Raw genomic sequence first — 14,530 nt, 5'->3', positions numbered from 1 at the left:
CGGCGCCGGCGCGATCTATCTGATCGGCGTGCTGTTCCGGAAACGGCGGCGGCCGATCACCATGATCCTGCCCGGCATCGTCGGCGTGCTGCTGGTCTATGCCGGGCTTTCGCTGAAGCTTGGCGATCCGCGCGCGGTTGGCCCGATCGGGCTGCCGTTCATTTTTGCGCTGCTGCTGGTGGGTGGCGGCATCGCCAAGCTGCTGAGCGTGCCCGGGGTTCGGAAATCACGCTATTTCATCGCTTTTCTGGCGGCGGGAATCATTTCGGTGGTGATGGGGCTGCTGGTTCTGTTCAACTGGTCAGAAGTGTCGGCGCGGTTCCTTGGCGTGGTGCTGGGCCTTGAACTGGTGGCGGACGCCATATTCCTTGGCGCCTACGGATTGCGCGACCGCGACAAAGAGGAGCACCGCGAGGCGCTGGACGGCTGATGGCCCTGCACGCTGGAATAGGCGGTTTCGCCCCGGTGCAGCACCCGCACCAGCGCGCCGGGAAGGCGGCCGGTATCGAGGTAGGCGGTTTTCAGGAAACCATCGATTCGGGCCAGTCGTTCGCGGTTCAGTGCCATCGCATACCCTTTGCAAGATTCGGCTGCGTAGCGTAGCAGCGCGGCGCATCGCGCAAGAGGTGCACGGCAGCGCGGGTGGTTAGCTCAGCGGTAGAGCATCTTGTTTACACTGAGAGGGCCGGGGGTTCGAAACCCTCACCACCCACCAGCCCGGTGCTTGCGGCCTGTCCGGCCGCCCGTGTGGCAATATTTCCACACCCCGCCATAACCCGCCTGATCCGGTATGGTTGAACAGAAAATGTGGCTTCTTGGCTTCAACATCTTTCAAATGGGGCTATTGTATTGTTTTATCAGTGCTGTGAAACAGGAAATGTGTGCTTGGACATAGGGGAGGAGGCGACATGGAAGCAGAGGAATTTGCAGCGCTGATCCAATCCATGGCAGGTTTTGCAGGAACAGTTCATTAACAACAAACTGTAGGTGGCAATCAAATTCATTAGCCATTCTTCATCAATTGGAATAAATTTTGATAAATGAGGTAATTATGTTAACCATTTCACGAATAATTGCCGGAGGAATTGCGCGAAATGTTATATATTTTTGTGTGATTGTCATTATTCTTGCTTTAATGAGTCGTGTTCCGAGTCAATATAAAGCCTGGAATGAGAAGGCAAATAATCTTGAGCACACATATGCCGCACTAAATGATTATAAAGAACCATTCAAACAGGACGCGCAAAATTACACAAATAATATCAATATTCAAATTTCTGAACTTCAAAATGCAAGTTCAAAACAAGTGGAATTATTTGCCAACAAGATTGAAAATGAGAAAAAAATTGCAGAATCAAAAATAGTAAAAAATAGTGATCTTGTTAAATTTGTTCTCACCGGGGGGGCAATAGCGAGAAAATTATTAACGGATATAAAGCGGAATATGTGGAACTTCCATTATTAAATCAGATAGATTCATTAATAGAAATCAGAAAATCTGATCTTGGAATTCTTTCTGATTACGATTATCATGTTGAAAAATATAACAGAAAAAAGAAAATATATGATAAAAAGGTGAAAAATAATCGCAAATACTATCATGAATTAATAAATACGTGTGGAGAATCTTGTTCCGATGAGGAAAAGGAGAAATTAAGTAAAACAGATAGAGAGCTTTTATCTGTAAAGGAAAATCTAAATATAGAATTGTCAATAATACGTTCTAAAAAAGAAATAATAAACACGATTAATAATCGGAAATATAAATCTGAAAATAATGACGAGATAATCAGAAATGCTGCAAAAAAATATGAAGAAATATTAGAAAAAATATCAGAAGAAAAGAAAAATCTTGTTTCCAACAATGTTAAAAAAGCATTGCAATCACATGGATTGCAAGCGCTTGGGATTTTGTTTCTTCCTGTTGTGTATCTTGTTCTAAGATTTTACGCTGTGGCTCCTTTTGCGGCAAGGGCGCGCCCTCTGGTCCTGTACCCGTCCGGGCCGTCGCTGCATGCGGGGGTTGCTGGCGTCAGCGTCGATGTGCCGATACCCGCCGACAGCGAATTGCTGCTGCGATCCGGCTTGATGAGCAGCGCCAGTAATGTCCAGGGCAGCGATGAACTGGTGCTCGATAATTCGATGCCGCTTACCTGCTATGCCGCCGGGCTCTACAACCTTCAACGCCTGCGCTTCGATCAGGATGATCATGCCGTCGTCACCGGAACCGATACGGATCACCGTGTCACCCTGATCGAGGTGCCCGAAGGCGGCGCTGTCGTCGTTCAGCCGCGTGCCCTTGTGGGCGTGGTCAAGAAACGCGAGCAGCGATTGGTGATTTCGCGCCCATGGCGCTGGCGCTGGCTGATCTCGTGGCTGACCCTGCAATTCCGTTATATCGTGTTTCACGGGCCGTGCACGTTGATCGTGCAGGGGCATGGCGGCGTGGAAGTCGAGGAAGCCGAACGGGGCCGCATGATCAACAAGCAGCTCACACTCGGCTTTGATGCCGGGCTTTCCTATGGTGCGGCGCGGACCGTGTCGTTCCTGCCCTATTTCAACCAGGAAGTCAGCCTGTTCAACGACAGCTTCAGCGGCAAGGGGCGCTATTTCTTCGAGCACCGCCCTGATCGCCCCGGCAAAGGCAGCATCGTCGGGCGCTGGCTGTCTGGCCTCGGAGACGCGGTGCTGAGCGCGTTCGGCATTTAACGGATCATCACAGGCGGCTTTTTCACAGGCCGCCTGTGGCGGCGGGGTTTTACAGCGTCAGTCCGCCGTCGACGGCGATGGTCTGTCCGACGACATAGGCCGACAGCGGCGAGGCGAGGAACAGGGCCACGCCCGCCATATCTTCGGGGGTGCCGAAACGCGCCACCGGGATGCGGTGCAGCGCCGCCTGCGCGCGGGCGGGGTTGTTGGTCGTCACCTCGGTCAGCTTGGTGGGGACAAAGCCCGGGGCGATGCAGTTGACGCGGATGCCAAGCGGCCCCCACGCCTGCGCCAGCGTCGCGGTCAGGTTGGCGGCGCCCGCCTTCGAGGCGCCATAGGCCGGGTTGCCGACCGAGGCCTGGTGGGCGGCAATCGAGCTGATAATGATCAGCCGGCCGCCGGCCGCCGCCAGATGCGGCTGGAATTTCATCGAACAGGCCATCAGGCTGTTCAGGTTCACCTGCACCACTTCGGCGAAGGTGGCGGGTTCGTATTCGGCGCGGCGGTAGCGCACGATCCCCTGCGAGAGGACGAGCACGTCCAGCCGTTCGAACGGCGGCGACCATGCCGCGATCGCGGCCGTATCCGCCACGTCGACACAGGAATAGTGCAGGCCGGAAAGGTCGGAGCCGTCGACGCCGGCATAGTCGGCCGCTGCGGCGCGGGTGCCCCACACCTGCACATCAGCGCCGTGCTGGCGCAAAGCCTGCGCGATGCCGTTGCCGATGCCGCTGGAGCCGCCGACGACCAGCGCCTTCTGCCCGGTGAAATCCAGTGGTCCGCCCATATTTTTCGCGCCTTTCCCTGCCTGCCCCTTTCCCCGACCGTGGCGGCGGGGCGGGACGGGGGCAAGCAGGGAAAAATCGCAGGGATCAGCGGCCCGTTGTGCCCTGGCGGATGAAGCCGCGGACATCGTTCGAGAGCTTCGCCAGATCGGCTTCGCGCACATACATCATGTGGCCGGCATCATAGTAGTGATACTGGATGCGGTCCTGCGGCATGCCGGTGCGGGTGAGCGAATATTCGGCGGCAAAGAAGGGGGTGGCGAAGTCATACCAGCCCTGCCCGACGAACACCCTGAGGCCGCTGTTCTCGCGAAGGGCGCGGCCGATATAGGGGGCTACGTTCAGATAGGCGTTGTCGTCGCGTCCGCCGATCCGCCAGTCCCAGTCACGCACGCCGCCGATGGTGACATACTGACGTTCGGGCGAGAATTTCAGTTCGTCGCGGGCGTAGGCGTTCATCGCCGCAGTGTAGCTGGCGTCGATGCCATAGAAGCTGGGGTCGTTGTCGGGGCCTTCGCCGGCGTTGTCATAGTCGCGGCCGGTGTAGCGGGAATCCAGCCGGCCTACGGTCAGCCCACGATCGCGCAGCAGTTCCTTGTAGAAGCGGCCGGGCACCACGCGCAGATCGGCCTTTTCCAGATAGTCTTCGGAAAGGCCGGTGAAGTGCGAAAGCTGTGTGCGGATCTTTGCGCGCTCGTCGGCGGGCAGCTTCTGGCCCTTGATCAGCGCCGACAGGTACGGGCCGCTGGCGAACTGGCGGGCCTGCTCGACGAAGTCGGCGACGTTCGCCGGCTTGTTGGCGACCTTGTTGTGATACCAGGCCGTTGCGGCCATCGTCGGCAGGTTGGTCACATAGACGATCTCGTTGCCTTCGGCTTCGGCGCCTGCGGCAAAGTCGAGGACGGTCGAGATCAGGATGATGCCGTTCAGGCCGACATCATTGTAGGTGCCTTCCAACTGCTTCACCAGCGCCGCCGAACGGGTGGTGCCATAGCTTTCGCCGCCGATATATTTCGGGCTGTTCCAGCGGCCGTTTTCGCTGAGCCACTTGCGGATGAACTGGTCGATCGACTTGGCGTCGGCGGTGACGCCCCAGAAGGTCTTGGGGTCGGTGTCTCCGAGTGCGCGCGAGAAGCCTGTGCCGACGGGATCGATGAAGACGATATCGGTCACGTCGAGGAGGCTGTGCGGGTTGGCGACGATCGGATAGGGCGGCGCGCCGTCGTCGCGGCCGTCGTTGGGGATCGCCACCCGCTTCGGGCCGAACGCGCCCATGTGCAGCCAGAGAGAGCCTGAACCCGGCCCGCCATTATAGAGGAAGGTGACCGGCCGGTTCGGGTCCTTGCCGTCTTTTACATAGGCGGTCGAGAATATGGCGGCCGTCGGCTTGCCCTTGTCGTCGGTCAGGTAGGTTTCACCGGTGGTCGCGGTGTAGCTGATCGCCTTGCCGCCGAAGTTGCCGCTGTGTTTCGTGACCGAAACCACGGGAGGCGGGATTTCGGCCGCTTTTTCCTTGGCGGCGTCGGCCTTGGGCTTGTCGGCGGTCTTGTCCTGCGCGAAGGCCGGCAGGGCCAGCAGCGAGGCAGCGAGGAACAGCGGGATCAGCTTCTTTTGCATGGCGGCAGGCTTGCCCGTTCGTGCCGCCGACCGCAAGCCGAAAATTATACGATTTTCCTGTGGCCGGCGGTCAGTTGTTGACGAGCTTGCCTTTCTCGATCGAAACGATGCTGGAGAAATCCGGTTCGCGCGCGTGCATCAGCGACACGTCGAGGGTGCCGCCCGGCGCCACGCCGCGCACGCGGATGTTCTTCCAGTCGAGAGGCTTGCCGTATTTGACGCGCGGAACGCCTTTTTGCGGCAGCACGAGCCAGGCATAAGTGCCCGGCGGGCCGTGGAAGCGGGCGTTGCCGTCGGCATCGACCGTCAGCGCGCCCTGCTCGTCGATGCCGAGGCCGACGGTGCGGCGATAGCCGTCGAGCCGTGCCCGCGCGACGAATGCGATCAGGCGGCCCAGACGGTCGCGGTTGTTGAAATGCGTGTCGGTGACGATGTCGTCCATCAGCGGGATGTGCAGGAAGTTGCGCACCATCGTCATTTCCGGGCCGGTAGGGTTCGACAGCGCATCGTCGGAACGGATGCTGCCGCCATCGAGTGCGCCATAGGAAATGCTGCCGAGAATCGCGAGGCCGGCGCTGGTTCCGCCGATCGGGCGACCATCGGCAACATGCTGTTCCAGCGCCTCGGCGACCGGCGTTCCCTTCCAGTAGCGGACATAGTTGGACTGGTCGCCGCCGGCGATGAAGATGCCGTCGGCCGACTTGATGCGTTCGAGCACCTCGGGGTCGTCGGCGGCGTCGCGGCTGTTGAAGACGATGGTTTCAACGCAGGCGGTGCCGCCGAACTTGTTGAACAATTCGTCGCCGAGCGAGGCGCCGCCCGATGCGCGCAACACCACGATCCGCCCGCGCCCGGCGCGGTCGAGGAACCATTCGATGGCGTCGTTGCTCCAGTTGCCGCCACCCATCAGCAGCAGGCCGGGGGTTGGCTCGGATGTGCGGGCGCACTGCGGATCGCCAGTGAAGTAGGTGCGGAAGCCGGGGTCTGGCTGGGCGGTGGCGGGTATCGCCAGCACAACAGCGGCGGCGGTCAGCCAGCGGACCCGCCTTGCGCCACAGAGTGCTGCTTTCATGTTACTGTTCCCCGAAAAAACGCATCAATGCCACCGGCTTGTCGAACATAACGCTTCTGCGCAGCCCGGAACAGTGGCACGTTCGGGCCATTCCAAAATGCTTCTGAATGGAACCTGACAATGCGGGGATATCTTCTTTCGACCATCGCCTGTCTGGCCCTTGCGGCGCCGGCCGGTACAGCGTTCGCGCAGGACACCGGCAGCGAAAGTACCGGCGCGGATATCGTGGTTCTGGGCTCGCGGATTCCGCGCATCCTTTCCGAGGGGCCGGCGCCGGTCACGTCGATCTCGTCGGACGACATCATGCGCAACGGCTACCAGAGCGTGCCGGACCTGCTGCGCGCAGTCACACAGAACGGTGGCGAAACCCAGAGCCAGCAGAGCTTCGCCGGCGCCGACTTCACACCGGGCGCACAACAGGTGGATTTGCGCGGCCTTGGCCCCAACCACACGCTGGTGCTGGTGAACGGGCGCCGCGTGGCGGACTTTCCGCTGCCGTTCAACGGCAACAGCAACTTCACCGACATTTCGAACATTCCGGTCGGCCTGATCGAGCGGGTGGAAATCCTGAGCGGCAGCGCATCGGCAATCTATGGTTCTGATGCCATTTCCGGCGTGGTGAACTTCCAGTTGAAAGAAAAGGTCGACGGGACGCGCCTCGATTTCCGCTATGGCAACACCCAGCATGGCGGCGGGCAGTCGTTCCGGCTGACCGGCGTGACCGGCTGGGCCAAGGACGACTTCCACGCGGTTCTGGGCGTAGAGTTCCTGCGCCAGCAGCCGATCTGGCAATACCAGCGCAAGCGGCAGGATTCGACTGCCGACAACCCCACGACCGACGCGCCGCTGGCCCGCCGCACCTTCCTGCGCGCCGACGAGTATGTCTATTACATCGATCCCGGCAAGGCGCGCTGCGACGCGCTGTCGGCGCTGAACCGTGGCTCGACCTTCTATGCGATGCGGCCGGGACGCGGCACCTTCGACGGCACCGACGGCTATTTCTGCGGCAGCGAGCAGTCGGTCGCCTATGGCACGATGATTTCCGACCGCAGCTCGGTCAGCGCCTATGGCAACCTTGGCTTCGATGTTTCCGACAAGGCGCAGTTCTTCACCGATGTGCAGTTCAGCTGGTCGAGGCTGAAGCTGTTCCGCGACGTTCTGGACTGGTTCTACGTCGCGCCGGACGGGAACGAGGAAGGAACTTTCTTCAACCCCAATCTGTCGCCCGCCGACACCTGGAGCGGGCTGCAACTCGACAACTGGACGCGGCAGTTCACGCCCGAGGAAATGGGCGGCTTCGGGCCGGGCTTTACCCGCAACACCTCGGTTGCGTTCAGCATCACGCCGGGCATCCGCGGCCACTTCGGCAACGACGACCAGTGGGCCTATGAACTGTCCTATAATCACGCGCAGTATCGTTCGCGCGTTGTGTTCCCGCAGGTCGTGATCGACAAGTCGAATGCGTTCTTTCTTGGGCAGCAGCAGGGCGTCGACAGCGAAAGCGGCTATCCGATCTTCAACGCCGACGTGAACCGGTTGTACACGCCGCTTACGCCTGCCCAGTATCAGTCGATCACGGCGGATTCCGTCTATCGGCCAAAATCATGGCTGAACAATGTTTCCGCCACCATCAACAACACGAAACTGTTCGATCTGCCGGCTGGTCCCGTCGGTTTTGCCGCCGTCGCCGAGTTCGGCAACCAGGGCTACAACCTGCGGCCGGATCCGCTGGCGCTGACGCAATATTATGTCGGCCTGATCGACTCGGACGGCAAGGGCAGCCGCACCCACTGGGGGCTGGGCGCCGAAGTCCGGGTGCCGGTGTTCGACATGCTGCAACTTTCCGGCGCAACCCGCTATGACGGGTTCAACTATGCCGGCAACCGTGTCAGCCGCTTCACCTATAATCTGGGGGGTGAATTCCGGCCGGCAGAAAACCTGCTGTTCCGCGCAGCCTATGGCACGGGCTTCCGCGCGCCCGACCTGAACTATGTGTATCGGGGGCCGGGCAACACCCACCCGTCGGCGACCGACTATTACCTCTGCCGCAGCGAAGAGCCGGATTCCGATATCGGCGATTGCAGCTACGCCGACAGCGGCATCGTATCGCGGCGGACCGGCAACCCGCACCTGAAGCCGGAAACCTCGACCTCGCTGAACGCCGGTGTATTCTGGCAGCCGGTGCGTAACGTCAGCCTGTCCGTCGATTATTTCCGCGTGCAGATGAAGGGGCAGGTCCGCGATCTGGATATCGATACGCTGCTGCGCACCGAAGCCGACTGCCGCATCGGGCAGACGTCGGCCGGAACCGCGATCGACATCAATTCGCCCACCTGCATCGACGCGCTGCAACGCGTGACCCGCTATGCAAGCGGCGCGCTGCAGGGCCAGATCCAGAGTGTTGCGGTGAACCCGATCAACATCGCCGAGGAAAGCACCGACGGTATCGATTTCTCGGCGCATTTCCGCGTGCCGACGGATAGCGCGGGCACGTTCACGCTGGCGGCAAACTATACCTATGTGCTGAACCACGACATCCGCCAGTATCCGGGCGATCCGAAGGTCAGCAAGCTTGCCTTCGACAGCGGCTATGACATCCCGCGTGAAAAGGGCAGTGCCAGCCTGACGTGGGAATATGACCGCTTCTCGACAACATTGTCCGGGCAGCGGCTGGGCCGCCTGCCGAACTATGATCAGGATGCCTATATCCGTTCGAGCTATCTGTTCAACCTGTCGGCCCGGTACGACATCAACGATCGGCTGCGCCTGACCGGGACGATCAACAACCTGTTCGATACTGCCCCGGTGAAGGACCCGACCTATGGCAGCTATCCCTATTACGACATTTCCTGGTTCGATGGCGTGGGCCGCAGCTTCTTTCTGCAACTGACCTACACCATGGGGAACGAGCGGCCGTAACGGATGGCGCCCCCCGCCGGTGATCCGGTGGGGGGCATCAGGCTAGGCCGGGTTCAGGGCCTTTGCCTGCCAATCGGTGAAAATGGCGTCTGCCGCATCCCGCGACATGTTTGGTGTGAACTCGCGGACGTAGCGCAACCGCGACGCCAGGGCTGCGTGGTCGAACAGGCCGGCGCCGATACCGGCGGCCATCGCAGCGCCAAAGGCCGAACCTTCGGAAACAGCGTGGCGGCGTACCGGCCGCCCCAGCAGATCGGCCAGCAATTGCAGCATGGTATCGCTGGCCGAAAGCCCGCCATCGGCCGGAAGCGCGTCGGACACGGTGAATTCGAACCCGGCAAGCAGATCGGCGATTTCGCGCATCCGGCAGGCGAGCGCGGTCATGGTTGCGCGGGCGATGTGGGCGCGGCTTGCGCCGCCCGTCAGCCCGGCGATCATTGCCAGCGCATCGAAACGCCCGTGCGGCGCGCCAAGCCCCTGAAGGGATGGCCGCACCGCGACACCGCCGCAATCGGCAACGCTTGCCGCCAGCGCCTCCAGTTCGGCCGCAGACTGGAACAGCCCCAGCCCGCACAGCCATTCAATGAAGCTTCCGGCGCTGATCACCATGCCTTCTGCACAGAAGCCGACGCTGCCGCCCGCGCGGAAGAGCGGCGATGGCAGCATGGTGAGATGCGGTGTGGCCAGCCGGTCGCCGGTTGCCATCATCACCACGGCCGACGTGCCGCACGTAAGCTTCCACGCGCCCGGCGCCAGCGCCCCATGCGCGATCATCCCGGCCTGCTGGTCGGGCAGCAGTGCGGTGATCGGAATATCGCCCAGCACACGCGCGGTTGCGATCTGCCCCCAATTGTCGATGATGGCGGGGAACATCGCCGGCGGCAGGCGCTGGTATTCCAGCAGGGCGCTGTTCCAGCGCGACGGGTCGGCGGCGTCGGCGTAACCGCTGAACCATGCGGATGCGAAATCGGTTGCGTGGGTCGCGCCGCCCGACAGCTTCCACAGCAGCCAGCTATCCAGCGTGCCCCACAGCAAGTCCTTGCCGGACGCCCCGGCAAGCGCGCTTTCCAGCTTGGCCGATGGAACCTGCGGCCAGCTCAGGAATCCGGCGGCGACCAGTTGCTGCGCCCGTTCGGCGCCGCGCAGATCGCTCCAGACGATCATCGGCGCAGCGGCCCGCCCTGTCGCCCGATCCCAGATGACGATGCTGGCGCGCTGCGTTGCAAGGCCCAGCGCCGCGACATCGTCGAGTTTGCGTCCGGCCTTCGCCAGCACCGCATGAACAACATGCAGGCAGGCGTCGAATACGGCGTCGGCGTCCTGCTCCACCCGGCCCGGCGCCGGGAAGCTCGATGGGATCGGTTGGCGTTCGGTTGCCAGCACCACGCCCGAAGCGTCGGTCAGCATGGCGCGGGTGCTGGTCGTCCCGGCGTCGAGCGAGAGCAGAAGCTCAGGCATCGGGGATCAGATTGCCGGGGTTCATGATCCCCTGCGGGTCGATCGCGGCTTTCACCCGGCGCAGCAGGGCCAGCCCCTCTGTTCCGAGGTCGTGGTGCAGATAGGGTTTGCGCACCCGGCCGATCCCGTGGTGGTGTGCGACGCCGCCACCATGGCGTGCGGTTGCTTCCATCACGCGGCGCCAGCATTCGAAGTAGGTGGCCTCCATGGGCGAGGTGTCGCCTTCGAAGCGGGCGGCGAAACTGAAGTAGAGGTTGATGCCGGAACGATAGGCGTGCGAACTGTGCGCCGAGGCATTCACGATGCCGGGCACTTCGTTCAGGCTGGCGACCGCATCGCGATAGATGGCGCCGATGCTGCTCCAGTCGGCCGAGATTTCGATGGTATCGGCGACGACGCCGATCGCGAACAGGTCGTTCCAGGTGGAAACCTGGTTGCGATGGCCGATCCATTCACTGGCGATCGTGCCGTCGCCGACGGCAAGGCCTGCCCCGCGTGCGATTTCCGTAACGCATTCCACCTCGACCGCGACGCGCGGCTTCGGCCCTTCGTGCACCAGCAGCAGCATCGACTTGCCCGGCCGGTGCCATTTGCCGAACAGGCGCTTCACCTCGCTTTCGTCATATTGCCGCATGACCGGCGGCAGCCAGCCTGCATGCAGGATCCGCCGCTGCGCCTCCAGCCCCTGATCCATGTCGTCGGCAAAGAAGGCGCTGAACCCGCGATGTTCGGCCTTCCGCCGCAATGAGAAGGTCACGCCGGTGATGATCCCTGTCGTGCCTTCGGCGCCCATCAGCAGGTGCCTGAGATCCGGGCCGGCGGCCGCGCGCGGCGCCTTCCCCAGCGTCACCAGATCGCCGTTCGGCAGCACGGCCTCGATCGAATGGATGATGTCTTCGATGTTGCCGTAAGCGGTGGAAAACTGGCCGGACGCCCTTGTTGCCACCCAGCCGCCGACGCTGCTGATCGCGATCGACTGCGGCCAGTGGCCGATGGTCAGGCCAAGGGCGTTGACGGCTTCTTCCGCTTCCATGCCGTTCAGTCCGGCGTCGAAGCTTGCGAGCAGATTATGTTCGTCGATCGAGCGGACGGCGCTCATCGCGCCCATGTCGAGGAGGATGCTGGCGGAAGTCGGCTCGACCCCGCCGCAGACGCCGCTGCCAAGCCCGAACGGCACGACGGCAATGCCATGTTCGCCGGCCAGCCTGACGATCTTCTGCACATCGGCCACACTGCCCGGCCGGACGACGAGGCCCGGACGCACGGGCGGGCGCCCCTGCCAGTCGCGCAGGTGCTTGACTGCCCAGCGGTCATAGCGATGCGCGTCGAGCGTGGCGGCGTCGGTCAGAACCTTGTCGCGGCCGATTGCCGAGGCCAGCTTGTCGGCGATTGCGGAGGTGGTCATGTTCTATCCTTTGCTGGTTCCGAGCGGTTCCCGGCTTTGTCGTTCGATTTCGCGGCAATGTTCGAGTTCGGCGCTGCGCCGCGCGCCGTCCCATCCGAGGAGCACCGCCATCGCGTCGGCGGCAGGCGCAAGTGCGTTCAGCCCGGCGCCGTCGTCGAACCAGGCGCGGGCGCTGCGGCGCACCCAGTAATCTTCGAGTGTGGCCGCCCCCTCGTGCGTGACGGCGCGGCTGGCTTCGGCAGCGACGGTATCGCCCGCTTCGAGGATTGCTGCGGCCTCGGCGCCATAGAGCGCCGCCAGCCGTTCGCCTGCGGCCGTTGGCGCCGGCCCTTCGCCGCCGGGCAGCGGCTGATCGGCGGTGGCGCATTGCCGCACGGTCTTGCCCAGCCGTTCCGCCACCAGATCGACGATCCGTTCGGCCATGGCGCGATAGGCGCTGAGCTTGCCGCCGGCGATCGAGACCATGCCGGCAGGCGAAGTCCATACCTCGTCCTTGCGCGAAACTTCGCTGGCTGATTTTCCCGGCTCGGCGACCAGCGGTCGCACGCCCGACCACAGCGCGATAATTTCGCCGTCGGTGGGGCGCGGTGTCTGTAGCCGGCGGGCCACGGTGTCGAGCACATAATCGACGTCGGCGCGGGTGTAGCGCGGCCAGTATTCAAGCCGGTCGTGGAATATGTCGGTCGTGCCGACGTAGGTAAAACGCCCGTGCGGCACTGCGAACAGGCTGCGCTTGTCGGCGGCGGGAAGGATGATGGTGCCGTTTACCGGCAGCCGCTCGCGGTCGAAGACGAGGTGGATGCCGCGGCTGAGCGACAGGCGCTGGCCATCCTCGCCGGGTTCGAGACCGCGCACCGCATCGACCCATGGGCCGGCGGCGTTGACGATGATGCTGGCGCTGATTTCCGCGCCCTGCGTTTCGCCCGCCAGCGTCGAGCGGACTGTGGCGCCGGTCATGCGGCCGCCTTCGGACAGCAGCGCGGTGACGGCGGCATGGTTCAGCACCACGGCGCCTGCCGCCTGCGCCGAACGGATATTTGCCAGCACCAGCCGGGCGTCGTCGGTCAGGAATTCGGGGTAGGAAAGGGCGCCGTTCAGGCCGTCGAGGTTCAGCAACGGCTCGCGGGCCGCAAGTTCGCGCCGGTCGAGCAGGGTGTGGCGTTCAATGTCGGGGACGCCGCCCAGCTTCTCGAAGGTCCAGAGGGCGGCGCGGAGCTTCGCAGTGTCGGCAAGCGACCGGGTGGGCAGGATGAAGGGCGTGATCCGGGCCAGATGCGGGGCGATGCGGCGGACGATCTGCCGTTCGGACGCAGCCTCTTTCACGAGGGCGACATTCCCCTGCGCCAGATACCGCAACCCGCCGTGGATCATTTTCGATGATCGGCTGCTGGTGCCGCTGGCAAAGTCTGCCGCTTCGACCAGTGCGACCGACAGGCCGCGCATCGCCGCGTCGCGGGCGATGCCGGCGCCGGTGATGCCGCCGCCGATCACCAGAAGGTCGAAGTTCCGGGCTTCCAGAGCGTGAAAGCTGGCCGCTCTGTTGCGGGAATCGATTCCGGTCGCAGTCACGTCGTTCACACCATCCGAGCAGTTTCATCGGCTTCTGGCATGGTTCAGCGACTGGCGGCACCCAGCATTTTCGGCGGTTATTGCAGCCGGCGGCGCACTTGCCACCGATCTGTCAGCCCGCGTTGGCCGGTTGCTTCCGGAATTGCCAGCGCAGCAGGCGCCACAACCCGATTTCCCGGATCGCGACGGCGGCGATCGCGCGAAGCTCTTCGGGCCGCAGTTCGACGGAACAGGGCATCATGTTCGCCACCCCTTCGACGCGCATCCGCCCGCCGTCGATCGAGGCGTTGCGAAGCTCGACCGCGAGACGGACGGCGGGCGTTTTGACGATCATGATTCAGGCCCTTGCCGTGTCGCGGGCCAGCGCCGTGCGGGCGGCGGCGCGGCCCGTCAGCATCGCTTCGGTCAGATAGCTGCCGTTCTGATAGAGATCCGAGAACATCGACCCCAGTTCCCCGGCGCTGAACAGCCCCTCGATCCGCTGCCCGTCGGGGCGCAGCACCTCGCCGTCGAGGGTGCGCTTTGCGCCACCGCCGGTGCAGACGATCGCCGGCACGATGGCAATCGCATAATAGGGCGGACCGGACAGCGGAATGAGCGAATCCGGGGTGCGGCCCAGTGCGTCGTCGTGGCCCCTGACGCAGGCCGCCTGATAGGTGGCGAACGACCGCTCGAGCGCAGCGGGGTCCTTGCCGATCCTGGTGGCCAGTTCGGCGATGCTGTCGGCTTTCACGATCAGCCCGGCGGCCACCTCCGTACTATTGTCTTCAGACCACGCGGTCTGTTCGACGACAGCAGGCCAGGCCATGACTTCCAGCACCAGCTTGCCGGCCATGCGGCAGTTCTCGTCGAAGATCATGTGCACGGGTTGCGCCAGATGCAGCGGCACATCGACGTAGCGGCCATGCTGCTTCTGCTTGTAGTGCGTCAGTTGCAGTTCGTTGGTCTCGGCATAGAAGCGCTGGCCGACGGCGTCGACATCGAACCAGGAAAAGG

At 62.7% G+C, this 14,530-nt stretch carries 12 protein-coding genes and 1 tRNA gene; 5 read left to right on the top strand and 8 right to left on the bottom strand.

Features of this window, described 5'->3' with window-relative positions; translation table 11 throughout:
- From AC16JP_RS12135 to AC16JP_RS12120, 4 genes are all read left to right on the top strand, one after another.
- Positions 1–430: hypothetical protein (locus AC16JP_RS12135; RefSeq protein WP_484340876.1), on the top strand; the 430-nt coding region annotated here is incomplete at its 5' end.
- Between the two features lie 210 nt (positions 431–640).
- Positions 641–715: transfer RNA gene (locus tag AC16JP_RS12130), tRNA-Val, on the top strand.
- 336 nt (positions 716–1,051) lie between these two features.
- A complete protein-coding gene (locus AC16JP_RS12125) occupies positions 1,052–1,465 on the top strand; it encodes a hypothetical protein (RefSeq protein ID WP_484340875.1) in 414 nt (137 codons plus the stop codon).
- Positions 1,447–2,709 (top strand): hypothetical protein, encoded by a 1,263-nt coding sequence (locus AC16JP_RS12120; RefSeq protein WP_484340874.1) that lies wholly within the window; start codon positions 1,447–1,449, stop codon positions 2,707–2,709. The genes AC16JP_RS12125 and AC16JP_RS12120 overlap by 19 nt, the downstream gene beginning before the upstream one ends.
- Positions 2,710–2,758: 49 nt before the next feature.
- Here AC16JP_RS12120 and AC16JP_RS12115 read toward each other — a convergent pair whose 3' ends face one another.
- The 3 genes from AC16JP_RS12115 to AC16JP_RS12105 form a co-directional block, all read right to left on the bottom strand.
- Positions 2,759–3,496 (bottom strand): SDR family NAD(P)-dependent oxidoreductase, encoded by a 738-nt coding sequence (locus tag AC16JP_RS12115; protein ID WP_484340873.1) that lies wholly within the window; start codon positions 3,494–3,496, stop codon positions 2,759–2,761.
- Positions 3,497–3,581: 85 nt separating this feature from the next.
- The gene (locus AC16JP_RS12110; RefSeq protein WP_484340872.1) at positions 3,582–5,111 is read right to left on the bottom strand and encodes a S10 family peptidase; all 1,530 of its coding nucleotides are present in this window, start codon (positions 5,109–5,111) and stop codon (positions 3,582–3,584) included.
- A 70-nt stretch (positions 5,112–5,181) separates the two neighbouring features.
- Positions 5,182–6,183, bottom strand: a complete 1,002-nt coding sequence (locus AC16JP_RS12105) for a cyanophycinase (protein WP_484340871.1) — start codon at positions 6,181–6,183, stop codon at positions 5,182–5,184.
- A gap of 120 nt (positions 6,184–6,303) precedes the next feature.
- Here AC16JP_RS12105 and AC16JP_RS12100 point away from each other — a divergent pair, with 120 nt between their 5' ends.
- A complete protein-coding gene (locus tag AC16JP_RS12100; RefSeq protein ID WP_484340870.1) occupies positions 6,304–9,102 on the top strand; it encodes a TonB-dependent receptor plug domain-containing protein in 2,799 nt (932 codons plus the stop codon).
- A 42-nt stretch (positions 9,103–9,144) separates the two neighbouring features.
- Here the strand turns inward: AC16JP_RS12100 and AC16JP_RS12095 are convergent, their stop codons facing one another.
- The 5 genes from AC16JP_RS12095 to AC16JP_RS12075 all read right to left on the bottom strand — a co-directional run.
- Positions 9,145–10,560 (bottom strand): FGGY family carbohydrate kinase, encoded by a 1,416-nt coding sequence (locus tag AC16JP_RS12095; RefSeq protein ID WP_484340869.1) that lies wholly within the window; start codon positions 10,558–10,560, stop codon positions 9,145–9,147.
- Positions 10,553–11,965, bottom strand: a complete 1,413-nt coding sequence (locus AC16JP_RS12090; RefSeq protein ID WP_484340868.1) for an FAD-binding oxidoreductase — start codon at positions 11,963–11,965, stop codon at positions 10,553–10,555. The genes AC16JP_RS12095 and AC16JP_RS12090 overlap by 8 nt, the downstream gene beginning before the upstream one ends.
- A gap of 3 nt (positions 11,966–11,968) precedes the next feature.
- On the bottom strand, positions 11,969–13,534 hold the full coding sequence (locus AC16JP_RS12085) for a glycerol-3-phosphate dehydrogenase/oxidase (RefSeq protein ID WP_484340867.1): 1,566 nt from the start codon (positions 13,532–13,534) through the stop codon (positions 11,969–11,971).
- A 112-nt stretch (positions 13,535–13,646) separates the two neighbouring features.
- A complete protein-coding gene (locus AC16JP_RS12080; protein ID WP_484340866.1) occupies positions 13,647–13,868 on the bottom strand; it encodes a hypothetical protein in 222 nt (73 codons plus the stop codon).
- 3 nt (positions 13,869–13,871) lie between these two features.
- Positions 13,872–14,530 (bottom strand): FAD-binding protein (locus tag AC16JP_RS12075; protein WP_484340865.1); only part of this gene is annotated, 659 nt, incomplete at its 5' end.

The organism is Sandaracinobacteroides sp. (assembly GCF_057137845.1).
Note: the sequence above shows the minus strand (reverse complement) of the source record. Positions and strands in the feature narration are given on the sequence as shown.